General features: G+C 37.5%; 27 protein-coding genes. 20 read left to right on the top strand and 7 right to left on the bottom strand.

The window, feature by feature from the left end; genetic code table 11:
• The first annotated feature begins 44 nt into the window (after positions 1-44).
• Entirely contained in the window at positions 45-662 is a 618-nt protein-coding gene (locus ACSBQP_RS04310; protein WP_007499431.1) for a hypothetical protein, read from the top strand.
• Between the two features lie 55 nt (positions 663-717).
• Here ACSBQP_RS04310 and ACSBQP_RS04305 read toward each other — a convergent pair whose 3' ends face one another.
• Entirely contained in the window at positions 718-1,476 is a 759-nt protein-coding gene (locus ACSBQP_RS04305) for an N-acetylmuramoyl-L-alanine amidase (protein ID WP_008344009.1), read from the bottom strand.
• 320 nt (positions 1,477-1,796) lie between these two features.
• On the opposite strand from ACSBQP_RS04305, the gene spoVK reads away from it, so the two are divergent.
• The 5 genes from spoVK to glnA all read left to right on the top strand — a co-directional run bounded on the left by spoVK (position 1,797) and on the right by glnA (position 7,335).
• The gene (gene spoVK, locus ACSBQP_RS04300; protein ID WP_008344008.1) at positions 1,797-2,756 is read left to right on the top strand and encodes a stage V sporulation protein K; all 960 of its coding nucleotides are present in this window, start codon (positions 1,797-1,799) and stop codon (positions 2,754-2,756) included.
• 120 nt (positions 2,757-2,876) lie between these two features.
• Entirely contained in the window at positions 2,877-4,139 is a 1,263-nt protein-coding gene (hflX, locus tag ACSBQP_RS04295; protein ID WP_017359031.1) for a GTPase HflX, read from the top strand.
• An 18-nt stretch (positions 4,140-4,157) separates the two neighbouring features.
• Entirely contained in the window at positions 4,158-5,438 is a 1,281-nt protein-coding gene (locus ACSBQP_RS04290; RefSeq protein ID WP_048002222.1) for an aminotransferase class I/II-fold pyridoxal phosphate-dependent enzyme, read from the top strand.
• Positions 5,439-5,529: 91 nt separating this feature from the next.
• Entirely contained in the window at positions 5,530-5,940 is a 411-nt protein-coding gene (locus ACSBQP_RS04285) for a MerR family transcriptional regulator (RefSeq protein WP_007499423.1), read from the top strand.
• Between the two features lie 60 nt (positions 5,941-6,000).
• On the top strand, positions 6,001-7,335 hold the full coding sequence (gene glnA, locus ACSBQP_RS04280; protein ID WP_007499421.1) for a type I glutamate--ammonia ligase: 1,335 nt from the start codon (positions 6,001-6,003) through the stop codon (positions 7,333-7,335).
• Positions 7,336-7,457: 122 nt separating this feature from the next.
• Here the strand turns inward: glnA and ACSBQP_RS04275 are convergent, their stop codons facing one another.
• Positions 7,458-7,718, bottom strand: coding sequence for a YesK family protein (locus ACSBQP_RS04275; protein ID WP_125588815.1), 261 nt, complete (start codon positions 7,716-7,718; stop codon positions 7,458-7,460).
• Positions 7,719-7,752: 34 nt separating this feature from the next.
• Complete coding sequence (locus tag ACSBQP_RS04270; protein ID WP_024720408.1) at positions 7,753-8,172, bottom strand: hypothetical protein; 420 nt, start codon at positions 8,170-8,172, stop codon at positions 7,753-7,755.
• 191 nt (positions 8,173-8,363) lie between these two features.
• Between ACSBQP_RS04270 and ACSBQP_RS04265 the strand changes: the two genes are divergently transcribed.
• From ACSBQP_RS04265 to ACSBQP_RS04250, 4 genes are all read left to right on the top strand, one after another.
• On the top strand, positions 8,364-9,209 hold the full coding sequence (locus ACSBQP_RS04265; RefSeq protein WP_435028217.1) for an SMI1/KNR4 family protein: 846 nt from the start codon (positions 8,364-8,366) through the stop codon (positions 9,207-9,209).
• A gap of 405 nt (positions 9,210-9,614) precedes the next feature.
• Positions 9,615-10,724, top strand: coding sequence for a RapH N-terminal domain-containing protein (locus ACSBQP_RS04260; protein WP_046526677.1), 1,110 nt, complete (start codon positions 9,615-9,617; stop codon positions 10,722-10,724).
• Positions 10,725-10,941: 217 nt separating this feature from the next.
• Positions 10,942-11,187, top strand: coding sequence for a hypothetical protein (locus ACSBQP_RS04255; RefSeq protein WP_017367298.1), 246 nt, complete (start codon positions 10,942-10,944; stop codon positions 11,185-11,187).
• Positions 11,188-11,661: 474 nt separating this feature from the next.
• Entirely contained in the window at positions 11,662-11,997 is a 336-nt protein-coding gene (locus ACSBQP_RS04250; protein WP_050827287.1) for a hypothetical protein, read from the top strand.
• A 131-nt stretch (positions 11,998-12,128) separates the two neighbouring features.
• Here ACSBQP_RS04250 and ACSBQP_RS04245 read toward each other — a convergent pair whose 3' ends face one another.
• Positions 12,129-13,115: a YhdH/YhfP family quinone oxidoreductase gene (locus ACSBQP_RS04245; protein ID WP_136944349.1), complete on the bottom strand. Its 987-nt coding sequence runs from the start codon at positions 13,113-13,115 to the stop codon at positions 12,129-12,131.
• A gap of 112 nt (positions 13,116-13,227) precedes the next feature.
• On the opposite strand from ACSBQP_RS04245, the gene ACSBQP_RS04240 reads away from it, so the two are divergent.
• Positions 13,228-13,647, top strand: coding sequence for a MarR family winged helix-turn-helix transcriptional regulator (locus tag ACSBQP_RS04240; protein WP_435028216.1), 420 nt, complete (start codon positions 13,228-13,230; stop codon positions 13,645-13,647).
• A gap of 634 nt (positions 13,648-14,281) precedes the next feature.
• On the opposite strand, the gene ACSBQP_RS04235 is transcribed toward ACSBQP_RS04240, so the two are convergent.
• Positions 14,282-15,160, bottom strand: coding sequence for a LysR family transcriptional regulator (locus tag ACSBQP_RS04235; RefSeq protein ID WP_435028214.1), 879 nt, complete (start codon positions 15,158-15,160; stop codon positions 14,282-14,284).
• 261 nt (positions 15,161-15,421) lie between these two features.
• Between ACSBQP_RS04235 and ACSBQP_RS04230 the strand changes: the two genes are divergently transcribed.
• The 5 genes from ACSBQP_RS04230 to ACSBQP_RS04210 all read left to right on the top strand — a co-directional run bounded on the left by ACSBQP_RS04230 (position 15,422) and on the right by ACSBQP_RS04210 (position 20,694).
• Positions 15,422-15,700, top strand: coding sequence for an ArsR/SmtB family transcription factor (locus ACSBQP_RS04230; protein ID WP_146270291.1), 279 nt, complete (start codon positions 15,422-15,424; stop codon positions 15,698-15,700).
• A gap of 354 nt (positions 15,701-16,054) precedes the next feature.
• Positions 16,055-16,621, top strand: a complete 567-nt coding sequence (locus ACSBQP_RS04225) for a flavin reductase family protein (RefSeq protein WP_146270293.1) — start codon at positions 16,055-16,057, stop codon at positions 16,619-16,621.
• Between the two features lie 308 nt (positions 16,622-16,929).
• Positions 16,930-18,078, top strand: coding sequence for an MFS transporter (locus ACSBQP_RS04220; RefSeq protein WP_435028311.1), 1,149 nt, complete (start codon positions 16,930-16,932; stop codon positions 18,076-18,078).
• A 202-nt stretch (positions 18,079-18,280) separates the two neighbouring features.
• Positions 18,281-20,206: a T7SS effector LXG polymorphic toxin gene (locus ACSBQP_RS04215; protein WP_435028213.1), complete on the top strand. Its 1,926-nt coding sequence runs from the start codon at positions 18,281-18,283 to the stop codon at positions 20,204-20,206.
• A 5-nt stretch (positions 20,207-20,211) separates the two neighbouring features.
• The gene (locus ACSBQP_RS04210; protein ID WP_008343959.1) at positions 20,212-20,694 is read left to right on the top strand and encodes an immunity protein YezG family protein; all 483 of its coding nucleotides are present in this window, start codon (positions 20,212-20,214) and stop codon (positions 20,692-20,694) included.
• A gap of 69 nt (positions 20,695-20,763) precedes the next feature.
• Here ACSBQP_RS04210 and ACSBQP_RS04205 read toward each other — a convergent pair whose 3' ends face one another.
• Complete coding sequence (locus ACSBQP_RS04205) at positions 20,764-21,225, bottom strand: macro domain-containing protein (RefSeq protein WP_435028212.1); 462 nt, start codon at positions 21,223-21,225, stop codon at positions 20,764-20,766.
• Positions 21,226-21,390: 165 nt separating this feature from the next.
• On the opposite strand from ACSBQP_RS04205, the gene ACSBQP_RS04200 reads away from it, so the two are divergent.
• Together ACSBQP_RS04200 and ACSBQP_RS04195 are read left to right on the top strand one after the other, a co-directional pair.
• The gene (locus tag ACSBQP_RS04200; protein WP_035391969.1) at positions 21,391-21,933 is read left to right on the top strand and encodes a GNAT family N-acetyltransferase; all 543 of its coding nucleotides are present in this window, start codon (positions 21,391-21,393) and stop codon (positions 21,931-21,933) included.
• 140 nt (positions 21,934-22,073) lie between these two features.
• A complete protein-coding gene (locus tag ACSBQP_RS04195) occupies positions 22,074-22,655 on the top strand; it encodes an undecaprenyl-diphosphatase (protein ID WP_035391967.1) in 582 nt (193 codons plus the stop codon).
• A 58-nt stretch (positions 22,656-22,713) separates the two neighbouring features.
• On the opposite strand, the gene ACSBQP_RS04190 is transcribed toward ACSBQP_RS04195, so the two are convergent.
• Positions 22,714-23,085 (bottom strand): iron chaperone, encoded by a 372-nt coding sequence (locus ACSBQP_RS04190; protein WP_046343602.1) that lies wholly within the window; start codon positions 23,083-23,085, stop codon positions 22,714-22,716.
• A gap of 384 nt (positions 23,086-23,469) precedes the next feature.
• On the opposite strand from ACSBQP_RS04190, the gene ACSBQP_RS04185 reads away from it, so the two are divergent.
• Positions 23,470-24,123 carry a CotZ-related putative spore coat protein gene (locus tag ACSBQP_RS04185; protein ID WP_035392640.1) on the top strand — a complete coding sequence of 218 codons (654 nt, stop codon included), beginning with the start codon at positions 23,470-23,472 and terminating at the stop codon, positions 24,121-24,123.
• Positions 24,124-24,197: 74 nt separating this feature from the next.
• On the top strand, positions 24,198-24,542 hold the full coding sequence (locus ACSBQP_RS04180; RefSeq protein ID WP_008343952.1) for a DUF3992 domain-containing protein: 345 nt from the start codon (positions 24,198-24,200) through the stop codon (positions 24,540-24,542).
• The last annotated feature ends 25 nt before the right edge of the window (positions 24,543-24,567 follow it).

Below are 24,567 nucleotides of genomic sequence, written 5' to 3'. Positions count from 1 at the left end.
TTTGCCATTTCTAACAATGTGTTACATACTGGAGGTTACCGAACATGGGAAAAATGGACGAAATGATTTTAGTTGCACCGCGCGCACGCGTGTTCCAAAACGAAACGCTTGCGTTTAATGGTGTGAATAGTGAAGAGAAAACAATCAGCACCATAATGAAAGAAATCGAAGAGCACTTCGAGCAGATGCGAAGAGGCGATGCAGAAGAAAATCCTGACTTCAAACAGCCGATACCTTATGTCGTTATTAAGCGTGAGGACGAAGTGTATGTATATGAAAGACTTCAAGGCGGGGGAGAGACGCGCTTACATCATAAGTTATCTCTTGGCTTTGGCGGTCATATGAATTTCATTGAAGGAAAAAAATTTGCTGAAATTCTAAAAGAAAATACCGATCGTGAACTGGACGAGGAACTTTCGATTCAAGAAGAAGACAAACTTGAGATGAAAACCCTTGGACTCATTAATGATGATGACAACAGTGTCGGCCGTGTGCACATCGGACTGTTATCAGCCCTTGAATTATCACCGGGTGCTCATGTAGAAGTAAAAGAAACAGATCAAATCTCAGGCAAATGGATGAAAGTAACAGATTTGAAAAAGCCTGAGTACTTCGATCGTCTTGAAACATGGTCTCAATTTGTCGTGAACATTTTAGCATAATTGGATAGACAACAAACCGGCTCTAAAGATGACTTGAGCCGGTTTGTTTTTTAGATTATTGAAAAACGAATGCGTCGTGACCGGCCTGCTTTAATCGAGCGACGAGGTCATCTGCATTTTGCTTTGAACGGAAAGCGCCAGCTTGGACTCGGTACATGCCGCTATCCAGTACGACCAGCGCTTCAAATCCTTTGGATCTGAGTGTAGCTGCTAGTTCATCCGCATTGGCTTTGACCTTGAAAGCCCCTGCTTGCACTTTATATAGGTTACTTGCTTTTTTTTTCAATTGAAGGGCTTTTTCTAATCCAGTGGCATGAGCACGAGCGATCCCTTGAAGGAAAGTAGCGTTACGGAGCTTATTTGCATCAGCTACCGTATCAATGAAACCGTTTTCAGTTAAAATGGCAGACATAGAAGTTTCCCGCAGAACGTGGAAGTTCGCCGTTTTCTTGCCGCGGTCGGCAAAATCAACGGAGCGGACAATCTCATCATGAAGGGCATTGCGATACGTGGTGGTTGGTGCTGAAACGCCAGGGTACACATAACTTTCAAAACCTGTGCCTCCGCCAGCATTAATATGAATAGACACGAAATAGTCAGCTCCCCAGCTGTTTGCCGCATTCGTACGCTGGGATAACGTGACGGATTGGTCAATTGAACGACTTAAGCGGACGGAAACCCCATCATATTCACTAATCAACATATCTCTCAGAAAAAGCGCAATTTGCAGTGTGATATTTTTCTCCAAAAGTCCATTAGCAGCAGCTCCAGAATCTGTTCCTCCGTGGCCAGGATCAATAAAAATTTTCACCATCTATTCATCACCTCGTCTTTATTTTATGAGGAAATAGAAAAATTGCCTGTACAAAATGCGGAAATCATCGAGACTCTTTTCTGCACAATTTGGGAAGAAAAGGCGCTATTTTTCTAAGAAAAAACAAATTGTTGGTTTGTCCGCCCGAAATGGATGAATACAATGGAAATAGCACATCATTTCCTGGGAAACCGCACAATCCCCTACAATAACCGGTATCTCGGGTCATTTTGACAGTAAACCGATGCTAGTGCGGGCGATTGTCACGATTACAGCTCCACCCGAATAGATTAAAGAGAGAAGAGCGAGAGGTGAATACGTTGGAGCGAGCTGTCACATATAAAAATAACGGCCAAATCAACATTATACTTAATGGACAGAAGCAAGTATTGGTTGATGCAGATTCAGAGGCAGAATACTTAGAGGCCTTGCAAAAAAATGAGGCCAAACACAGTATCCTACGAGAAATAGAACGAGAAATGAACAGCCTTGTCGGGATGGATGAAATGAAACGAAACATAAAAGAAATTTATGCTTGGATTTTTGTCAATCAAAAAAGACAAGAACAAGGATTAAAGGTAGGAAAGCAAGCGCTTCATATGATGTTTAAAGGAAACCCTGGCACAGGGAAAACAACGGTTGCACGGCTTGTCGGGAAGCTTTTCTTTGAAATGAATGTTCTTTCAAAAGGGCACTTAATTGAGGCGGAACGAGGAGATCTGGTTGGAGAGTACATTGGACATACAGCTCAAAAAACAAGAGATTTGATTAAAAAATCACTAGGCGGCATTTTGTTCATCGATGAAGCCTATTCTCTTGCCCGCGGAGGAGAGAAAGATTTTGGGAAAGAAGCCATTGATACCCTTGTAAAACATATGGAGGATAAGCAGCATGAATTCATCCTCATCTTAGCTGGATACTCCAAGGAAATGGATCATTTTCTTTCTCTAAATCCCGGTCTGCAATCGAGATTTCCGATCAATATCAACTTCCCTGATTATACGGTCGATCAGCTGATGGATATTGCAAAACGAATGATGGCCGATCGGGAATATGTCTTTACCCAAGAGGCAGAATGGAAACTGCGAGACTATTTAATGCACATCAAGAGCACCACGAGTCCTGCCAAATTCAGCAACGGCCGTTTTGTGCGAAACACCATTGAAAAAGCGATTCGAACTCAGGCGATGAGGCTGCTTCTTGTGGATCATTATGATAAAAAAGATTTACTTACGATTAAAAGCCATGATCTGCAAATGAAAGAGGATACGCCTTCTTGAAATGGCGTATCCTTTTTGTAAAGAGACAAGAAATTAAACCTTCCGAATGGTGGTATACGTGTGGTGTGTTTGGTATGATGGTACTACTGAAACTTAAGTACAGAAAGGAAACAACTGACGTTGAATGAACATGAAATGATCGAAAAAGCGATCCTTGTCGGCTGTCAACTGCCGCATATAACGGATGAACGCTTTCAATATTCTATGGAAGAATTAGCTTCCTTAACCAAAACAGCTGGCGGTGAAGCCGTCAGCATCATGACGCAAAAAAGAAATAGACAAGACAGCGCGACTTACATCGGGAAAGGGAAAGTGGAAGAGCTTGAAGTGCTTTGCGACGAGTTAGACTGTGACGTTATTATTTTTAACGACGAGCTTTCGCCTAGCCAGTTAAAAGCTTTGGCGACTGCCTTAGATGTGAAAATCATTGACCGTACGCAATTGATTCTAGACATCTTTGCCAAAAGAGCCCGTACAAGAGAGGGGAAGCTGCAAATAGAGCTTGCCCAGCTTCAGTATGCCTTGCCAAGACTGAGCGGACAAGGGATCAGCCTTTCAAGACAAGGCGGCGGAATTGGCGCAAGAGGTCCAGGTGAAACAAAACTTGAAACAGACAGACGTCATATTCGAAACCGCATACACGAAATTCACGGACAACTGTCTGCAGTCAAAGAACATCGCACGAGATACCGGGAACGACGGAAGAAAAATGGCGTATTCCAAATCGCTATTGTCGGGTACACAAATGCCGGGAAATCAACATTGTTTAACCAGTTAACAGAAGCGGATAGCCATGAAGAAGATTTGCTGTTTGCCACACTTGACCCAATGACGCGTAAAATGACACTTGAATCTGGCTACAGTGTACTGATTTCCGATACAGTTGGTTTTATTCAAGACCTTCCAACCACACTGATTGCAGCATTTCGTTCCACTCTTGAAGAAGTAAAAGAAGCAGACTATTTGCTTCATGTGATCGATTCTTCGAATGAGGATTATGAAGGGCATGAACGAACGGTTCATAAGCTTTTAGAAGAATTAGAAGCTGACCGTATTCCGATGCTGACTGTCTATAACAAAAAAGACCAAATCCGGCCGGATTTTATCCCTTCCTCAAAGCAGCGCCACATTTTAATCAGTGCTAGGCGCGAGGAAGATGTGAAGCGGTTAAAAGCGGATATCATGGCTGAACTGAAAAAAGATTTTTTAAAGCCATATCATGTAAGAATTCCGGCATATGAAGGGAAACTCATATCTGCCTTGAAGTCAGAAACCTTGGTGGAATCACTGGAATTTCAAAAGGAAGCAGAGCTTTATGACATCACTGGATTTAGTGGTGAGGAGCAAACCATATTAGGACAAATCAAGAAGTATATGTTGTAGGAAAGGAATTAAATCACGATGTTTCACACTTTAAAACATGGCACCATTTTAGAAAAAATAGCAGCAGAAGCAGAACAAGACATTTCACAAATACATCAGCAAATTGATCGAAAGAGTGAACAAAATGAGTGGCGGGTTCTTGAAAGCTACCGGAAACATAAAGTCAGTGACTCTCATTTTAACCCGACAACTGGTTATGGCTACGATGATATGGGAAGAGACACGTTAGAAAAGATCTATGCGGATGTATTTGGAGGGGAAAGCGGTCTTGTACGCCCGCAGATCATTTCTGGAACACATGCCATTTCCATCGCCTTATTCGGTGTGCTAAGACCTGGTGATGAATTGATCTACATGACGGGGAAACCTTACGATACCCTAGAAGAGATTGTCGGGATTCGCGGCAAAGAAGGGACAGGCTCATTAAAAGATTTTCAGATCGATTACAAAGCCATTGATTTGCGTCAAGATGGATCTGTCGATTTCGACAAAGTCAAAGAATCTATTTCCCCAAAAACAAAAGTCATCGGGATTCAGCGTTCTAAAGGCTATGCGTCAAGACCATCCTTTACAATAGAAGAAATTGAACAAATGATTTCATTTGTGAAAGACATCAATGAGGACATCATTGTGTTTGTTGACAACTGTTATGGTGAATTTACTGAATTACAAGAGCCGTGTCATGTGGGTGCAGACCTTATGGCAGGTTCTCTCATTAAAAACCCAGGCGGCGGCCTTGCCAAAACTGGCGGCTACATCGTCGGAAAAGAAAAATGGGTAGAAGCTTGCTCTTATCGAATGACATCTCCAGGCATCGGCAGTGAAGCGGGTGCATCGCTGTATGCGCTTCAGGAAATGTATCAAGGATTTTTCTTAGCACCGCATGTTGTTGCACAAAGTTTAAAAGGCGCCGTGTTTACAGCGCGTTTTCTTGAAAAACTCGGGTTCCAAACAAACCCGGCGTGGAATGCGAAAAGAACCGACTTGATTCAATCTGTAGAATTTGGAGACCCTAAAAAAATGATTGCATTTTGTCAGGCGATTCAATATGCATCACCGATTAACAGTCATGTCACACCGCATGCAAGCTATATGCCGGGATACGAGGACGATGTGATTATGGCAGCGGGCACATTTGTCCAAGGAGCCAGCATTGAATTATCAGCTGATGGTCCGATTAGACCGCCTTACACAGCCTATGTTCAGGGCGGTCTCACGTATGCCCATGTGAAAAATGCCATTTGCAGTGCTGTAGATGCCTTACTAGAGCAAGGTTTTATTGAAGTGCCTGCTCGATAAAAAAATCCATGTTAATATTCCTAACATTTCGTTGACACATAATATAACATGACATATAATAAATTTAAGCAAAGAGGAGGAGACAGTTGAGATGAGTGATAACATTCGCCGCTCAATGCCTTTATTCCCAATTGGGATTGTCATGCAGCTAACAGAATTATCTGCAAGACAAATTCGCTATTATGAGGAAAATGGTTTAGTATTTCCAGCTAGAAGTGATGGGAATCGCCGATTGTTTTCTTTCCATGATGTTGATAAATTACTAGAAATCAAAAACCTCATCGAACAAGGTGTAAACATGGCAGGCATCAAAAAACTTTTTGCCAAAGCTGAGGCAGAAAATCCATCGTCTGAAACAAAGACAGAGGAGAAAACCACAGCGAAACACAACTTGACAGATGATGAACTCAGGAAGCTACTGAAGAAGGAACTCATTCAGGCTGGACGTTTCCAACAAGGAACGACCTTTAGGCAGGGGGATATGTCAAGGTTCTTCCGTTAACCAATTAGCAAAAGCATTGCTATACACATTTTACCTTTTGTAGGGGAGGAGTTTTACGAAATGGCAAAGTACACAAGAGAAGATATCGTAAAATTAGTAAATGAGGAAAACGTAAAGTACATCCGTCTGCAATTTACAGACATTCTCGGAACAATTAAAAATGTTGAGATTCCTGTGAGCCAGTTAGAAAAAGCTCTCGATAACAAATGTATGTTTGATGGTTCATCTATTGAAGGGTTTGTACGTATCGAAGAATCAGATATGTACCTATATCCAGATCTAAACACGTTTGTTATTTTCCCTTGGACAGCAGAAAAAGGTAAAGTTGCACGCTTTATTTGTGACATTTATAAGCCAGACGGAACACCATTTGATGGAGACCCTCGTAACAACTTAAAGCGTATCTTAAAGGAAATGGAAGAACTAGGATTTAGTGATTTCAACCTTGGACCTGAGCCAGAATTCTTCTTATTTAAATTAGACGAAAAAGGCGAGCCAACGCTCGAACTAAACGATAAAGGTGGATACTTTGACCTTGCACCAACAGATTTAGGTGAAAACTGCCGCCGTGACATCGTGCTTGAGCTTGAAGAAATGGGCTTTGAAATTGAAGCTTCTCACCACGAAGTAGCACCTGGTCAGCATGAAATTGACTTCAAATATGCAGGCGCTATCCGCTCTTGTGATGACATTCAAACGTTCAAACTCGTTGTGAAAACAATTGCGAGAAAGCACGGACTTCATGCGACATTCATGCCAAAACCATTGTTCGGTGTAAACGGATCTGGTATGCACTGTAACCTATCATTATTCAAAAATGGCAAAAACGCATTCTTTGATGAAAAAGCAGATTTACAATTAAGCGAGACAGCTAGACACTTTATCGCAGGTATCGTGAAGCACGCAACAAGCTTCACAGCGGTCACAAACCCGACGGTGAACTCTTACAAACGTCTTGTTCCTGGCTATGAAGCACCTTGCTACGTAGCATGGAGTGCACAAAACCGCAGCCCATTGATTCGTATTCCAGCATCACGCGGCATTAGCACACGTGTAGAAGTACGCAGTGTAGACCCATCTGCAAACCCATACCTTGCACTAAGTGTATTACTTGCAGCAGGTCTAGACGGAATCAAAAACAAACTAGACGCACCAGCGCCAATCGACAGAAACATCTATGTCATGGACAAAGAAGAGCGCCTTGAAAACGGCATCGCTGACTTACCTGCAACACTTGCAGAAGCACTTGAGCTGCTCAAGTCAAACGAAGTCATGATCAACGCACTAGGCGATCACTTATTCGAGCACTTCATCGAATCAAAAGAAATCGAATGGGATATGTTTAGAACCCAAGTACACCCATGGGAACGCGATCAGTATATGTCTCAGTATTAATCAAGAAAACCCCTTGGAGCCATTGGCTTCAGGGGGTTTTTTGTTTTAATTAGTATATTTTTATGCATATTTCACTTTTAATTAATCGAAAGAGCCACTTCTTATGCAGAAGTGGCTCTATGTTATTTATGACTAAAATAACTCAAGGTACTATGAATAATTAAGGTGATCACAGATGCAATCAGTAAAGATATACTGATTGCACCCAGTCCTAAACCTTCCCACTTTCCTACGAAAAAACTGATTAATAATAAGATCATACTGATGAAGATGAGAATTGATGGTATTCCATACTGTAAAGGTGCATTCTTTCTTTTAAAGATAACAGAAACAACAAGTATAACGATCGTAAGGATAACTGTTAGCAGCCAAAATGATGACATTTATTGACCTTCCTTCTTCTAAAAATATATGAAATTATTTTATTTCCTCATCCATTACTTTCTTATACTTTTCAAATTCAGCATCTTTCATTTCACCGTTCATTTGTAATAAAAAGTTTCCTTTTGAATAGGTGTGAGAGAAGAACATAGATCCAGCATTGCCTAACTCATCATAATAGGATTTCGCCTGCTGTAAATCAGTTTCATTTCCAAATTTAAAAATCCTTCCGCCAGCATTTTCACCTAAGGAAGGAACGAGAATTCTTTTTCCTTCTTCTCTTATATTTCCAAACTCTTTTTGTTTAAGATCAGATGGTTTTTCTGCTTCAAGGCCAGCACTTTTAAAAGCTTCAATAATATTGGCTGTCGTGAGCTGTTTTTCATTTGATGCTGCGCTACTGCAAGCTGTTAGCATCATTAAACAAATAAAAATGAATATAGATAATTTCTTCATATTGGATCCTCCTGATTTTTAGGTGCAAAGGAAATTTTACATGAAGTACCTTCTTTTTACTATCGTTTCGACAAAAATAGACAACGTGAATGACTAAGTAACTAAGGTTCTTCTTTTATTTTGCCTAAATTGTTAAATATACTCAGCAAGATGGTATACTTATGTGCATATTTTACTAGGAGGCATTCATCTTGAAATCATTTTGGGAAATAGACGAGGAAGGTTACTATACGTTAAAAAAGATCAACGAAGCAGAAATAGCTAAAGCTGAAAAGAAACTTGGTGTCACTTTGCCAGATACATATAAAAAGCTCATATTAGAGCAGAATGGTGGTAATACCATTCATAATGCTTTTCCAACCACTCACTCTAATTCATGGGCTGAGGATCATATTCAATTTAACCACCTGCTGGGAATTGCTGCAGGTGAAGGAATTATGGATAGTGCTTATTTGATAAAAGAGTGGGAGCTGCCAGAAGGGCTTGTTTTGATCAACGGGGATGGCCATACTTGGGTAGCGATGGATTATCGAAAGACGAAAGTGAATCCTACAATTCATTATTTTGATGTTGAGATGGAAGAAGACTTTAAATTAGCAGATTCCTTTGATGAATTCATTGAGGGGCTTTATACAGTTGAGTACAGTGTTGACGAGGAAGTAGCAGAGGGTGAATACGAAGAAGAAGAAGAGGAATATATAACTAAAGCAGAACTTGAAGCGATCTTAGAGAAAGAAGCACCTGATCCAGTCGATATTCATCAAATTACTAAATATCCGTTACAAGATTTAGAAGAAGTAGAGTGGTTCTTTAAAAGAATAAAAAGCTATATTGAATCTGTTAAAGATGAAGACGTTCTTTATGAAGTAGCTGCAAGCATTGACACAATCCTTATATTAAGAGTAGATACAATGCCAAGTAACGATATTATAAAAAAGACATTATTTGAAATTGTAGTCATTTTTGAAAAAACTGAAATTCCTCAGATAACTGTAACAGCTGGAAATTTCGCTGTTAATATTGATTCTTTAGATTAAGGCAAAATTAGAGCATGTAGAGTGTACTGTATAGGGTGAATTTTCAAAGAGTGAATGAGAACGGATGTTTAATTATCTGTTTTGTTTTGATTTCATTATAATATAATTTAGATTGACCGCTTCATGAACTTGGCTGAAACTCAGTCAGGTCTTTTTATATCAATTTCAAAACAATATTTTGTGAATTTCTTTTTAAAAAATGAAGGTGGTCAATCTAAAAGAAATAAGTATCAAGTCCTTTCTGGCTACTCTCTCTTTTAACCAACTCTTATAATTGCATACCATTCAATTATTATCAGATTTGCGGGATACCGAAAATTTCTATTATGAGCAGATTCACTTTACATATGTTGTAAAATGCGTGTTAGAATTATACTAGGGATTTGTTTAGAAGGGGGTAAAGGAATGTCAGGATTAATTGCCTCTCAGGAGGTAGGAAACATGTTAAACACTTGGAATCTTGCGATACAAAAAGGGGATTTATCGGCAGCTATAGAAATGCAAGATGACATAGACAGGGCAATTGATTTAATGGAAGAAAATCAAGATATTCTTTTGTACTATCAACTGTTGAGCTTTAGGCTTAAGCTGAAACTTCAGAATATTAGCAGAAATTTAGATAAGCCATTCTTTCAGCGGAATGCTCCAGACGAAAAAGAAGAAAAAACAAATAAACTAATGTCATATTACTTCTACTTTTATAATGGGATCTATCATGACTACTTACAAGATTATGATAAGGCATTAAGTTACTTCAGAATAGCTGAAAAAAAGTTGGCTTATGTTGATGATGAAATAGAAAAAGCTGAATTTCATTATAAAATCGCAGTTCTATTTTATGATTTGAAAATGACCTTTTTATCAAAATATCATGCACAAATTGCGTGTGACACATTTAATGCCCATGAAACATATATCAAAAGACAGATTAACTGTAGGATGCTACATGCGTTAAACTTAATTGATCAATTTGAATATGATAAAGCAAGAGCTCTTTTTAGTGAAGCTGAGAATATGATCGAAAGTATTAATGACAATCATTTAATCATTCATCTATATTACAATATGGGTTTTCTAGAAAGCAAAAAAGAAAATTTAGAAGAAGCATCAGCACTATTTAGGCGTACGTTGAGTTATAAAGAGATCGAAAATCAAGATTTATTGAAGTTGAGATGTTTATATGAACTTTCTAGAATAGAAATCTCCAGTAAAAGTAATGACGCGATTGAATGGATTGATCTAGGCATTTCTTTATCAGAACAAGTCAACCATAACGTTTTTCAAATAAAATTTAAATTGTTAAAAGAACTATTGTATGAAAAAAATCAATCTCAATTGAACAATATAAACAATCTGTGTTTAGAGCTTGAAGAGAAAAGAGTATGGGTTGATTTAGAGGAAATTCTGGTTGATGTGGCGAAATATTTAGAGGGGAGAGGCTTGCTGAAACAATCATTAAATTACTATAAAAGAGCCTTACTCGCAAGCCAGTATGTAGGAAAAGGAGTGAATTAATTGAAGAAGTCGGTTTTTATTACATTTTCACTAGTTGTGGTAGCTCTAGGTACACTTTTCTTTACAAACGGTTTGACTCAACCTCTACATGAAGATGTCCAAACAGTTGCATCAAGAGGTAGCTCTGGAGGTTAATTGGTTAAAAAACGATAAAGTGGATTAAAGCGTCAAGCTCCTTATGGTATAAAAGAATATGCCATAAAGGAGTCTTTTTTATATGAAAATATTAGATGCTCCATTTGCTTTGATGGCAGCGTATAGAGATACTAAAAAACAAATGAATGTATTAAGCTTTTTGAAGAGGAAACTTTTAGTGTCCGTTAGAGGAACGCTGGCTATTACCCAATTTCACTGTATATATTTATGCGAGAACTGTATAAAGCATGGGATTCTGAAAAACCGAAAAAAATTTATGGAGAATTTCAGGATGTTTTTTATGAAGAAAGAGAAGAAAACAATTTGAGATAAAAATAAATATAGTACATACTTTCAATTTTGTTACTTAAATCCTAAATATGGAACTGACTGTAGAATGTTAAGACTGATTGTTTTATAATTTCACGGTAACATAACGTAATTAAAAGTATAAAACGTAAGTGAAAGTATATCGGGGGATTTGTATGATAAAAAAAGAAGTTTTTCAAATAGTTTTGTTTACAGTCCTTTTGGCAATTTTTCTTTATCAAGGTGTACAAAGAGATTTTCCTTTTGAATATCTGATTACCTTAGTTGTGTGCTATGTTGCTGTAATAGTTTATAGAATTATAAAAGTAATGAAATATAAAAAGGAGTAAAGTACCGTTAAGTAGTTTGAGCTATTTTTGTTTGCGGTGTACGCAATCACTATTTGGATCAGACGTTTGAGGTCATGGCTCTTTAGCATGTTGACATTAAGAATTATATAATGAACTAAATTTAACTTCGGAGGTGCTTTTATATGTCTATTCAAGTGGATGATGATGATGTTTTAGAGATGTGTAATATATATGCTCAAGAAACTCATCACAGAGAAGCATTGATTTTAGGAAACAGGAAGGGTCTATTGGAATTAAAAAATGCGATAGATCAGGCTTTAAAAACCGGTAGTGCTGTTGCAAATTTATACCCATCTGATTTTGAAGGGTATGAAACTTGTATTGCTCTAGTGGATGATGAAAAGCAGTTTGAGAAATTAATTACTCCTTATGTAGAGGAATATACACAAGATGATGATGCGATTGATCCAATTGATATTATTAAAGAGTACGATTCCAAAAAAGAAAAACCCTTATAATAGAGTTTTTCTTTTATTATTTAGTGGAGTATAGTTTCACCTTTTTTAGCTTTGTGTTTACTTGGTATTGATGCTCTAAGAGCATGGGGTATATGGATTGGTAGTCTTGTATAATATAGTTCAAATAGAGTTTAATATTTAATAATTGTTCTTCCTAAATGTTGGCCATTTTTAATGGCTTCAATTGTTTCAGGTAACGTATCGAGAGTAATCTCATTGACTAGAGTCGTTTGGGCGATATTCCATTCGTTTGCTATCTCGTTCCAAATGACTTTGCGTTTATTGATTGGTACATTTACAGAATCGATCCCTAGAAGGTTGATCCCTCTTAAAATAAAAGGTAACACAGTTGTTGTTAATTTAATTCCACCTGCATTCCCGCACATGCTCATGCTTCCACCATAAGAAATTTGAGGGATTATGACAGAAGCCACATCTCCTCCTACGGTATCTAAGACGAAGTCATATTTTTGCTTGTTTAATGGTTTTTTGAGCTCTCCTAACTCGTTTGCAAAAATGACATCAGTTGCTCCTAAAGATTTTGCAATGTCAACTTGATGATCTTTACGCACTAAAGCATGAATATTTTTGTACCCAATTTTAGATAATAATTGTATCGCGATGCTACCAACTCCACCAGTTGAACCTGTAACGAGTATATGAGGTTGATTTTTTGTATTCATTCCATTTTCCTGTAAAGCCATGATCGAAAGAGCGGCTGTAAAGCCTGCTGTTCCAAAAGTCATTGCTTCTTTTAAAGTCAAGTTATTTGGCAAAGGAACAATCCAATCCGCAGGTACTCTAGCATATTCTGAAAAACCTCCAGTGTGGCTCATGCCCATAGCGAAACCTGTGACAATCACTTGTTGACCTTCTACGAAACGATGATCTGTTGTATGAACGATCGTTCCACTTAAATCAATTCCGGGAATCATCGGATAGTTACGAATAACACCTCCATTTTTTTGAACAGCCAGCATATCTTTATAATTGATTGAAGAATATGCAACTTTAATTAATACTTCTCCTTCAGATAGATCATTCACACTTACATTTTGAAGATCATAACTAACTTGATCATTTTTTTCTGTCACTAGAATCGCTTTAAATGAATCCACTATTTATCTTCCTCTCTAAAAATATGTTATGACAAAACATTTCTGGTGCAAAAGTATTTCAATTAAAAAACTACCATGATATTATAGGTGAAGTCAATGTGGGGGAGATAAAATGGAATTATCAGAGTGCATAAATTTTTTACTAAGTGTTAGTCAAAATAAAGTGTTTAAGTACTTTAGTAAGCTTTTAGAGGAATATGATTTGACACCCGCTCAATATGGTGTGTTGAACTGTTTGTGGAGAGAGGGCCAGCTATCTCCCAAACAAATTGGAGAACTTGTGTATTTAGAAGCCTCAACAGTTTCTGGAATTTTAGATAAAATGCAAAAAGCGGACTTAATTGAACGCACAATAGATCCAAAAAATCGAAGAAATATTTTAGTAGAGGCGACTCAAAAATCTTTAGCCATTAGAGAAAAAGTTGAAGCAGCAACAATTGAGCTGAACAATACAGCGCTCCAAAACTTGTCAAATGATGATAAGGTTGTGCTAAAGAAAGCATTGTATACAATTATCAATAACTTTCAATGATGGATTTTTATAAACAAATTTCATATCAAATCCATCACTATCACAAGGCTCCTTTACAGGAGTTTTTTTTCGGTATCTTTTCGGTCCTTTGTAAATTCCTGCATGTGATAATACATGTAATATAAGGGAATAAGGGATGGATAAAGTTCTTTTTCCACATGTAGGTCTGAAAATAAATGAATGAGATGGCATTTCAAGCCCAACATAATATTCAAAAAGGAAAGTGTCTTTATGAGTATTAAAAAAAAGATGGTTATAAGCTCTATTATCTTTTTAGGTGCGGGTGTACATGAAGTATCTAGTATCATGGAAGCAGCACCAAACCCAAAAAATTGATCGAAACACAACTTCTCAAAACGTTTAGTCAACACAAAACAGACCTAAAAACTTCGAAAAACCAAATGAGAACAAATGCTCTGTGTTGATATAATAAGAATCAGATTAACCCCTTCATGAACCTGCCTGAAACTCAGTCAGGTCTTTTTTTATAACTGTTGATCAATAATAAGACGATTAAGAAAGACAGCCATTTAAATGACAAAATGGCTGTCTTTCTTAGTTATACAAACTGAATAACGATGGATAAAAGCCCATTTATTTAAGTGGTCTTTTATAAACTTTTATCAAGCGACATTTAAGCGTCTTTGTTAGCAAAAAGAGTAAGAGCTGTTTGAATAAAGGCATCTGTTGCTTTGGATATATCTTTCATATCTAGCACTGCTATATTGATATCTCTGAACGTATCTGGTTTTAATTCACGAAACACAACTTGGTCTGGCAGTGACAAAATATTTTTTTTAGTTGTAATGGTTATTCCGAGCCCTTCTTGTATCATACTTAATCCTGTCTCTATATAATCCGTTTCAAAACGTACTTTAGGAGTGACGTTATACTCTTTAAATAAAGCATGAAGCTGTACCTCATACCCACCTTTTCCGATTAGCATATCTTCACCTTGTAAGTCGGGAATACTTATTGTTTCTTTCTGGTATAAAGGATGGCTTGAGTGCATGAGTACAATCAGTTGATCTTTCATTAAATGAACAGTATCAAACTCTTTATCGGGAGGTATAATAATACCCACATCAATGCATTTAGAACGTAGCCACTCTTTAACTTGGTCAACACTTCCTTCCGAAAGTTTGATTTCAAGACCAGGATATTGATCCTCCATGGCACGTATGATTTTAGGAATAAATCTAGTACAAGCAGTTCTGTATGCTCCAATGTGAATCTTCCCAATCTCTAAGCCCTGTTCAGCTGCAACGATTTCATCTACTTTTTGTAATTCACTCAGGATCTTTCTGAAAATAACCAATACACGCTCTCCAACATCTGTGAAACATAACCCATGTTTCTTGTCTCTTTCAATTAACTTTGTTCCTAATTCTGTTTCAATATTTGCTACAGCACGACTTACCGCTGGTTGTGTCATATGTAGTTCTTCACCGGCTTTTGTAAAACTTCCTGTTTCTGATATTTGGACAATAAGTTCCATTTGTGCTTTGTTCATATCAATTTTGTTATCTCCTATATGATTAATATGCATTTCATTTTTATTAAAGTCTAATGTATCATGAAAAAGAATTAAATTTCAAGAAATGAACTGAAGATAATTAGGATGAGCGATCGCACTCTTTAAAGTGCATTTAGCTTTAGAATACTCCATACTCATCCATCAAGACAATGAGATATCAATAGTATACTTGCAATTAAAATGTTAGCTTGTCTTCATATGGTATATCTAGTTCATTCAGAAAAAGAGGTGCTAACAATGGAGGATAACCCGAAGTTACTGCAGGCGACAAAAATATATAAAGCACTCGGTGAACCAACCCGATTAAAAATTGCACGTTTGCTTGCTAATGAAGCAAATTTATGCTGTTCAGACATTGGAATAAAACTTGAATCGATTGCTGGATCAACTTTATCTCATCACTTAAAACAATTATCTGATTGTGGACTTCTGAGTACTCATAAAAAAGGCACGTATATATATTACAGTCTAGACCGTGAGTTGATTGGAAAGTATGCTCCATATGTGATGGAGTAATTTCTCTTATTTCTATATTTCTATACTTAAGGAAATATAGAAATAAGAGGTATGATTTTTCTTGTCTGGATTATGGCTAAATTACTCGATAGGTATCCTCATCTAAATACGGAGTATACCCATTACTAGTACTTTAGATAAAAAGTTAAAGCAAATCATCTATCGTTATCATAAACGCGTTAAATTCATGGTGTGTCAATTTTATAGAACATTTTTAAACAAATTGTAGAGGTCACTTTTTCTACGTGCAAAAATCAGTTCTTTACAGCTACTTTTTTAAACACTAGGTTCATTTATAAAATTAAATCTATATTTCTAGAAATATAGAAATATAAAACCAAAAGGAGCAAGATGATGAGAAAAAATCTTGGAGCAAAATCTTATGTGTTACCACAACCAGTTTTTATTATTGCAGCGTATGACGAAAATGGAATTCCGAATGCAATGGCTTCTACATGGGGTGGAATTAGTAATGAAAATGAAATTTCAATCTGCATTAGTTCAGAACGAAAGACATTAAAGAACATCATGCTGCGTGGTGCATTTACCGTAAGTATGTCAGATGCATCTTTTCTTGAGGCATGTGACTATCTTGGAAATGAAACCGGAAATGAGGTTCCCGATAAATTTGAAAGAGCTGGATTTCATGCAGTGAAAGCGGATTTTGTCGATGCACCACTGATTCAGGAACTTCCATTTGCATTAGAGTGTAAAGTGAAAAGTTACGATGAAAAAGAATGGCGTATGATTGCTGAAATCGTGAACATCAGTGTTGAAGAGGATATATTAGATCAGAAAGGTAAAGTCAATCTGGATAAATTCAGTCCGCTTGTATTTGATCGGGGGAGTAGAAATTATCATAAAATAGGAGAAAAAGTAGGGAATGCTTTTGAGGATGGACTGAGTCTTAAGAACAAGTAAAAATCAGTTTTAAAAAAGGGGCCTTTCTCTCACGGGGAGGGCCGCCCATATTTTTACCAATTATGTTCGAGAGTTACATTTTCAATTCCACAGCTCTTTAGAGCCTGTAACTGAATTTGAACTTGTTCCTGTCTCCTTTGTAAAAGCCGTATAAAATCGGCTGTTCAAAGCAAAGTATAAGCAGCGTAACGCTTTAAGCTCTTTACAGTTAATTTTTTTTTAAAAACGTTCGGTTTATTTATGAGCTTAAATCTATATTTTTAGAAATATCGAAACAAAAACAAAAGGTGTGAATAGTTTTGTCAAATATGTGGAAAATTTATTTGTTAGCTGCCATTAGTTTTCTTAATGGCACATCAGAATATGTGATTGCAGGAATCTTAGACAAAATTGCTGAGGCCAATCACATTTCAGTTTCATCAGCAGGACAGTTAATCACTGTGTTTTCAGTAGCTTTTGGTGCAGGGACGCCCTTTCTAATTGCTATGTTTGCTCGATTGGATCGAAAAAAACTTCTTGTCTATGCTTTAACCGTTTTCTCTGTCATTAATATTCTTATTGCGATAATAACAGGGTATGAAATGCTAATGGCAGCTAGAATCATTTCTGCCTTAAGTGCTGGTGTTATGCAAGTCACAGTTTTAACCCTTGCAGCAGTTTTAGCGGCACCAGGAAAGCAAGGGGGTGCGATTGCTACAGTTATTATGGGACAAAGTTCTGCTTTGGTTGCAGGTGTACCTATAGGAAGAGTTGTAGCTTCACATTATGATTGGAATGTCATATTCATTGGACTTGGGGTCATAGGATTACTTTTCTCTGTCTTAACGTTGTTCTCTATACCAAAAACAGTTGCTGAAAAACCCGTACCTTTGCGTGAGCAGTTTAAATTTTTTATGAAACCTCGTATCGCAGCATACCTGCTTATTACTTTTTTATGGTTAGGTGCATATTCGGTTGTATTTACGTACATTTCACCATATTTCCTAGATATTTTCGGAATGAGTAACCATGGGGTAACGACAGCACTCTTTATATTTGGAATTGCTAGTGCTATTGGAGCGCAATTAGGAGGTTTTAGTACAGATAAGTGGGGAGCATTTCGTACTTTAACTGGAGGAATGTTGCTCCACGCTATTGCACTATTGCTATTCCCGTTTATTGGTCAATTTGCTTTTCTTTTCTATTTGTTGCTCATTTTCTGGGCGCTTGCAGCTTGGTCTTCCGGCTCGCCAATACAATTTCAGCTAATAAGCCTTGCTCCTGCAGCATCAAGTATTGTGCTTAGTTTACACAGTGCTTTGGGACAACTTGGTATGGCGGGTGGAGCTGGTATCGGTGGTATTGCTGTTAAAAATAGTTTGTTGAATTATCTTCCTTGGATTGGAGCTTTTACCCTTGCTGTGGCTGTCGTGGTTACAGTTGTTGACAACGTTCTATCTAAACGAAAAACAGTCTAAAGAAATTCAGAGCACTCTTTATATAAAATAAATATCTATGATCAAATTGTTTGATTCAACGTCTATATGAAGATGTCCAAACAGTTGTATCAAGAGGTAGCTCTGATAGATAATTGGTTAAAAAACGATAAAGTGGATTAAAGTGTCAGGCTCCTTATGGTATTCTAGTAAAAGAATATGCCATAAAAGGAGTCTTTTTTATATGAAAATATTAGATGCTCCATCTTTACTATCAGCTGTAGAACAGAGATCAAAGGCCTATCATGAGCTTCAAGAAGAAATGAAACTTGTGAAAAAAGCATTAAAAAGTGTGTCGGTCTTAGGTGATGAATTTACTGGAAAAGGTGCAGACAATATCAAATCTTTTTATGAGGATCTTGCGCTGTACACAGACACATATCTTGATTTTATCGATATGCAGAAAGCTTTTTTAGATGGGGTGAAAGGAAAGCTTGATGATGAATCATTAGGCGGGAGTACTTTTATTGATGAGCACTTTTTAGACACTCAATTGAAACAAGGGATTCAGAACAATAAAGATATGGTCAAAGAACAAAAAGAGGCACTTTCCACTATTTTTGACGATATCAGTGATTTAATTGAATTACATACTTTTTCAAGTAAAGAGGTCAATGAACATTTAGACGATGCGAACAAAAAAAGAAAAGAGACCATTGAAGTTTTACATCAAATAGACAATGATTTAAAAACGGAATACGCAAAGTCAGAAGCGGTTGAGAACCACCTCAACACTTTTTATGCAAAGATGATGGCTGCTACTGGAAAAGGAAAGAATGCGCAGCCAATGTATTATGATGCAAAAGCATTTCATGAGACAGACGTGTACAAGAACCATGATCAAATTGATGCTCAAGTAAAAGCCTATTTAAAGGTGAAAAACGAAGAAAAAGAAAAACGAAGAATCAAAGAATTGAAAGAAAAGCTCAATGATCCTTCGTGTCTATCAGAAGCGAAATACTTTGAGATTGTAGACGAGATCGGATATGAGAATCTCACATATGATCAAAAAATGTATTACAGCCAGCTTCTCCAAATCAAAGCTCAGGAAGAGGCCTCGGAGGTATTTATTGATAGTGTCAAAGGTGCTGCAGTTGGTCTATATGATGTGGCAAAAGATACAGTAGTTGGCATCTACGATCTTGTGACAGATCCTGGAGGTGCCGTTGAATCTGTCGTAACGGCTGTTTCTCATCCAATTGAAACGTCGAAAGCGATTGGAAAATCTATTTCTGATTCATTCCAAAAAGAGGTCATTGAAGGTGATGCCTACTCGAGATCACACTGGTTCGCCTATGCGACTGGTTCTCTAGCAGAAATTGTCTTTGGGTCTAAAGGGGCAGGAGCCATCACAAAAACAGGGACAACAGCGGCCAAAACAACAGTGAAGAAAGGCCTTGAACAAGGAGCAAAATCATTAGATAGAGTCTCTATTCCTGGTCTATTGCCATATTCACCAAAGTTTCAAATGGCTGGTGGATCGAAGCTCCCGTACAATGTATTTGATGGAGAAAATCTCAAAAATAAACTCCTCTCCATGGCAAAGCGTCTAGACAACAACTCAGGATACGGTACCTCTCAGACAGGCAGAAGATTACCAGCACCTAAATCACCACCGACCGTTGTCAGTTACGGAGAGCACTATGTGCGATGGAAACGCAAAAAGGTATTAAAACCGAATGTCGTTTATTCAACAAAGCAAGGTTACACCTACACAACAGATCACTATGGCCGCATTGTCAAAGTCGAAGCAAGTGATTTAAAATATGGAGAGATGAAAAGAAACCAATATGCTCAATCCAATTCAGGAAAGCCGGATCGATTACTGGATGATGATGGAGGGCATTTAATTGCATCTATTTTTAAAGGGTCTGGGGATATTGATAACCTACTTCCGATGAATTCCCAGATTAATCGTAGTGGCGGGAAATGGTATAACATGGAGCAGGAATGGTTGGCTGCACTCAAAGAGATTCCACCTAAACATGTAGAGGTAAGTATTGAGCCTATTTATCAAGGTGATTTGCTAAGACCTGATAGTTTTTTTGTGGAATATAAAGTAGGAAAAAGTTATGTTCAAGAATTTATCAAGAATCAACCTGGAGGTTAAAGATAATGGAATCAATAGAACACTATTATAAAAAGATAGCAGAATCAATTAATGAATTAATACCATATGATTGGGATAAAGTTTGGATGTATGCAGAAATCCTTGATGATTCGGCTGGAATTACATTTTGTTTCAACGAGACTAATAGTGAAGAGTATGTTTATGGACATGAAATTCCACTTAAATATAATGTAAGTAAGTCAACATACATTCATTTATTATACGAACTAAGTAAAACTTTTGAAGAATTGAAAAAAGCATATATACAAAATGATTTAGGTGCTTGGACAACAGCTACCCTACAATTAGATAAAACAGGGAAATTCTCGATTGATTATGGCTATGAAGATATTTTATCTATAGGGCTTTATGGTATCCAGAGAAGAGCCGTATGGGAGTATAAAACGTTCGGGTTTTTACCAGAAGACGAGAAAGATAAAGAAGCTGTGCTAAATTATTTGAAAAATAAAGAAGAAAATAGCAAATAGCAAATGACCCTCCAAATGAATGAAGGAGGGTTTTTGTAATATTTGTTTCATAAGAATTTCCCATTTTACCTATTTAAACTGATAAACCGTCACTTCACACTCACCAAGGACCTCTTCTATCATCTCTCGAACAACCGTCCAATCGCCACCTGCCAAGCCGCAGCCGATCCCATAAGGAATGGCGATAGAATGAAGGAGGTTCTCTTCATTTGGATTTGTCACTGTCTGTTTTAGATGTTCAAAGCAGCTGCGTAATGCGTCGTCATCTGTTTGTTTTGTTTTTCTTCCGTATCCAACTTGAGCGAATAAGTTGGCAATGGTTTTTCCGTCGTTTGTTGTGATGAGCTGGACGGAGCTTAATAAGTCATCTCCTTGTTCTGCACATAAACGTTTATAGTCTTTATACACATTTGGGTATTTGCTTTTGATTTGCTTTGCTAACCCTGCTCCCATGACACCCTTACAATTCACTTGGTGACAGATGATGTCTTCTTCTGCGTCTAAGATATTGCCTTCTACCGTTTTGATCATTTCAAGTCATCCCTTTTCAATAAAATGCAAACTTATGTTCTATTATACCAGTTTTGATGACATTATGTTTAAAAAAATGGATACGTTCATACGATCAAATTGGCAAAAACAGTCCATGACATCTAAAATAGTGAAAGATAAAGAAAAAGTAGTAAGGAGAGTCTTATGGATAAAATAGAAACAAATCGGTTAATTCTTAGACCATTTCGTGATGAAGATGCACCCGGAATGCTTGCATACTTGTCTCAACCAAGAGTGAATTGTTTTCTGGATGATCAAATCTCTACATTAGAAGAAGCGGTAGCTAAGGTGCAAAAAAGAAAAGCAGATCACTCTTATATGGCGGTTTGTTTAAAAGAAAGTCAGTTGATTATCGGTGAACTGTTTTATCTAAAAGATGAGCCGGATACGTATTCGATTGGCTGGAATTTTCATGCGTCATATGAAGGGAATGGATATGCCCGTGAAAGTGCAGAAGCTCTCTTGTCGTATCTATTTGTCAATCAAGGAGCAAGGCGCTTATATGCATATGTAGAGGATGACAATGATCGATCTCAAACATTATGCGAACGTTTAGGTATGAGGAAAGAAGGCTTCTTTCTTGAGTTTGTTTCATTTACTACAAATGAGGATGGCACACCTAAATATGAAAATACCTATCAATATGCTTTGCTGAAAAAAGAATGGGAGCAGTTTCATTCTAAATAGTGCTTTGTTTCTTGGTATCCGGATGACAATGAAGTGACAAAAATGTGAGATGATCCCTTTATTTTGTTCGCTCGATCGATGTCACGGTCTTCTTTTTTCATTTATCCTTTTCCTAAACGAAGCAAAAGGAATGAAATGAGATGCAGGAGTTTAATGAACGGGTATTTCGGTCGATTAATCAACTTAGTATGAATCACGATGTCTTAAATCCAGTTCTTATTGGATTGGCTGAATATTCAGTGATGTTCATTGCGATCATGTTTTTGATCATGTGGTTTCAAAATCGGAGCAGAAGAAACAGATGCATGATGATATCTGCTGGGTTGACCTTTATCTTGGCAGAGATGCTAGGGAAAGTCGCTGGGCTCTTTTATTCCAATCAGCAGCCCTTTGCAGAATTGAATCAAGTCAACCTTTTAATCGAAAAGGAAGTGAACAACTCTTTTCCGAGTGATCACACCATTTTTATTTTTTCCATTTGTATGGTCTTTTGGCTTTTCCACAAGCGTCATATTTATTGGCTTTTCATTGCCTGCGCTGTAGGATTTTCAAGGATTTGGGTAGGTGTTCATTATCCATTTGATGTGTTGGCAGGTGCTGTGATCGCCTGTTTAACGGCGGTAACGGTTGTTTATTTGCCGCTATTCCAAAAGGGCGTTAATGTACTTCTGTCGTGCTTTGAATGGGTGGAGCAGAAATGGGCCGGAGAGAGAACCAAATAAAATGTAAGTCTCACGAAAAAACACCCCAATCTGTTATGAAATCAGATCGGGGTGTTTATTATTTTCGCCAAAATGTGGAACAATCTGCTTTGTCTTCAATGTTAAATTCAATGATTTTTTTAAGTAGAGGATAGTCAATCGGTAAGCTTTCCTTCATCCGAAACATCTTTTTTCCATGGTCATAACCAGCTTGTACAATATCTGGTGAAAAGTGTTCAATTCCTTTACCTTCTGGTGCGACAGAAATGTGATGTTTTGCGACGCTAAATCCGATAATAAATGTGCCATGATCTGTGAACATGGGCTGATTCCAAGCAATTTTTGGCTCTAATTGAGGGAATGTGTCTGAAATCCATTGTAAGATGTCTTGCGTGCGCTGTTTCAGCTCTGGATTACCGATATTGCTTACATATTCTTCAAAAACCTGCATTGTTTTCATCCTCCATATTCATCAAGCCTCAGACGGGATTCGAACCCGCACTCCTTTCGTAAGCATAGGCTAGGGGGCAACACGCTTCCCTACGGAATTTCACCGACAGGAGTTTCACCTGTCTCAGCTCATTTGCTTTTCGGTGCTTCTGAAACCCTTGCCTTGCGACCCGCTAGCTACAATTGTTTTACGGCGCTCTTCCCTTCTAGAGCTACTGAGGCACGGAAGTTCTTGTTCATATTATATAGAGAAACTTGAAAAATGAAAAGCTATGCTCATCATCTAATCCAATCGCACAAAATAGTCAAAGGCACATATGATAAAAGACCATATAGTTATGTATACAGCATGGAATTGGGCTGATTGAAAGTGACAAACCTGTTGATGAGTAAACTAAAAGAGATAAACAATCAAACAAAATTAGAAGGCTTTACTCACAAACGTTCGATGAGTTCTCCCTTTTTGCTCACCATGGAAGATGGGGAACCTTTTTACTCATGGGTGTTTTTTGAAAGAAGTGTGTTTAAGACTTGCTATTTTTCTTTGAGCTCTATCAATGAAAAGCAGAATTGTGTGCTGTTGGAACTTCTTGTACCGTGCTGCAATAGATCAACATGCTGTCAAAAAGTTTTGTATCGATCCAGTTCGAAAATTCTTGTAGATCTTTCTTTTTTATGTGGAATGATTGAAGTAGAGCTTCCTGTATATGATGCGCTTATTTTAAAGAATATAGAATCTCACCACATCTTTCTTTGTTTTTCCACAACGCCCAGTTCGGTGGAAGTATGGCGGAATGGAACAAAATTTCTCAATACGGCAACTGTTGTGTTGCATCATCAAGATCATCAGGATGTACCAGTCGCAATTAGGATTCAAACTGGTACATTTTGTTATGATCTTCTTGTCCAAAAAGGAGAAAGTCGTGCGATTACTGTGAAAGATGTGAAATTTATCTTGAAATCTCCATCAACTGAAAGTGTGCAAGCACGATTAGACATGCAAATCAACATGGTGCAAAGAAGAAAAATAAAGCTTTGAAGCTGTGATAATCGCACAATCTTCAAAGGTCAATGGATCATAGTCTATCAAGACTAGGTTGAAGGAGGGTTAAAATGGCTATTTTAGGCGGATGTAGTAATGAACAAGCGGGCTTTGTAAATGATGCAGTATGCTTCACACTTGATTTAGCAGCAGCAGCTGATGCAGTTGTCGTCTGGACAGATGGAACACCTTATGTCATAAACGGAACCATCATGGTGGAAAACAATGGGATTGTGGCTGTAGCACCTACCGTGGCTTTAGAGGTAAACGGTACAGCTGTTCCTGATTTCACGGTACCGCCAGGAGAGAGTCGATCCATTACGCTCAGTGATCTGAACTCGATTGGGATTTTAGCTACTGGTGGAACCTCGACTGGAAGTATTGTCGTTTCGTTTTCTCTCAATTATCAGTATTAGTGTGTGTGTCTTGAAGATTCCACAG

The sequence above is a fragment of the Bacillus sp. G402 genome (assembly GCF_051172515.1).
Lineage (GTDB): Bacteria > Bacillota > Bacilli > Bacillales > Bacillaceae > Bacillus > Bacillus altitudinis.
This window is presented reverse-complemented; position numbering and strand designations above follow the sequence as displayed.

Coding starts and splice junctions, on each gene's coding strand:
- ACSBQP_RS04310 (WP_007499431.1), top strand. CDS start 45: ATGGGAAAAATGGACGAAATGATTTTAGTTGCACCGCGCGCACGCGTG.
- ACSBQP_RS04305 (WP_008344009.1), bottom strand. CDS start 1,476: ATGGTGAAAATTTTTATTGATCCTGGCCACGGAGGAACAGATTCTGGA.
- ACSBQP_RS04290 (WP_048002222.1), top strand. CDS start 4,158: ATGTTTCACACTTTAAAACATGGCACCATTTTAGAAAAAATAGCAGCA.
- ACSBQP_RS04285 (WP_007499423.1), top strand. CDS start 5,530: ATGAGTGATAACATTCGCCGCTCAATGCCTTTATTCCCAATTGGGATT.
- glnA (WP_007499421.1), top strand. CDS start 6,001: ATGGCAAAGTACACAAGAGAAGATATCGTAAAATTAGTAAATGAGGAA.
- ACSBQP_RS04275 (WP_125588815.1), bottom strand. CDS start 7,718: ATGTCATCATTTTGGCTGCTAACAGTTATCCTTACGATCGTTATACTT.
- ACSBQP_RS04270 (WP_024720408.1), bottom strand. CDS start 8,172: ATGAAGAAATTATCTATATTCATTTTTATTTGTTTAATGATGCTAACA.
- ACSBQP_RS04260 (WP_046526677.1), top strand. CDS start 9,615: ATGTCAGGATTAATTGCCTCTCAGGAGGTAGGAAACATGTTAAACACT.
- ACSBQP_RS04255 (WP_017367298.1), top strand. CDS start 10,942: ATGAAAATATTAGATGCTCCATTTGCTTTGATGGCAGCGTATAGAGAT.
- ACSBQP_RS04250 (WP_050827287.1), top strand. CDS start 11,662: ATGTCTATTCAAGTGGATGATGATGATGTTTTAGAGATGTGTAATATA.
- ACSBQP_RS04240 (WP_435028216.1), top strand. CDS start 13,228: ATGGAATTATCAGAGTGCATAAATTTTTTACTAAGTGTTAGTCAAAAT.
- ACSBQP_RS04235 (WP_435028214.1), bottom strand. CDS start 15,160: ATGAACAAAGCACAAATGGAACTTATTGTCCAAATATCAGAAACAGGA.
- ACSBQP_RS04230 (WP_146270291.1), top strand. CDS start 15,422: ATGGAGGATAACCCGAAGTTACTGCAGGCGACAAAAATATATAAAGCA.
- ACSBQP_RS04225 (WP_146270293.1), top strand. CDS start 16,055: ATGAGAAAAAATCTTGGAGCAAAATCTTATGTGTTACCACAACCAGTT.
- ACSBQP_RS04220 (WP_435028311.1), top strand. CDS start 16,930: ATGTGGAAAATTTATTTGTTAGCTGCCATTAGTTTTCTTAATGGCACA.
- ACSBQP_RS04215 (WP_435028213.1), top strand. CDS start 18,281: ATGAAAATATTAGATGCTCCATCTTTACTATCAGCTGTAGAACAGAGA.
- ACSBQP_RS04210 (WP_008343959.1), top strand. CDS start 20,212: ATGGAATCAATAGAACACTATTATAAAAAGATAGCAGAATCAATTAAT.
- ACSBQP_RS04205 (WP_435028212.1), bottom strand. CDS start 21,225: ATGATCAAAACGGTAGAAGGCAATATCTTAGACGCAGAAGAAGACATC.
- ACSBQP_RS04200 (WP_035391969.1), top strand. CDS start 21,391: ATGGATAAAATAGAAACAAATCGGTTAATTCTTAGACCATTTCGTGAT.
- ACSBQP_RS04195 (WP_035391967.1), top strand. CDS start 22,074: ATGCAGGAGTTTAATGAACGGGTATTTCGGTCGATTAATCAACTTAGT.
- ACSBQP_RS04190 (WP_046343602.1), bottom strand. CDS start 23,085: ATGCAGGTTTTTGAAGAATATGTAAGCAATATCGGTAATCCAGAGCTG.
- ACSBQP_RS04185 (WP_035392640.1), top strand. CDS start 23,470: ATGAGTAAACTAAAAGAGATAAACAATCAAACAAAATTAGAAGGCTTT.
- ACSBQP_RS04180 (WP_008343952.1), top strand. CDS start 24,198: ATGGCTATTTTAGGCGGATGTAGTAATGAACAAGCGGGCTTTGTAAAT.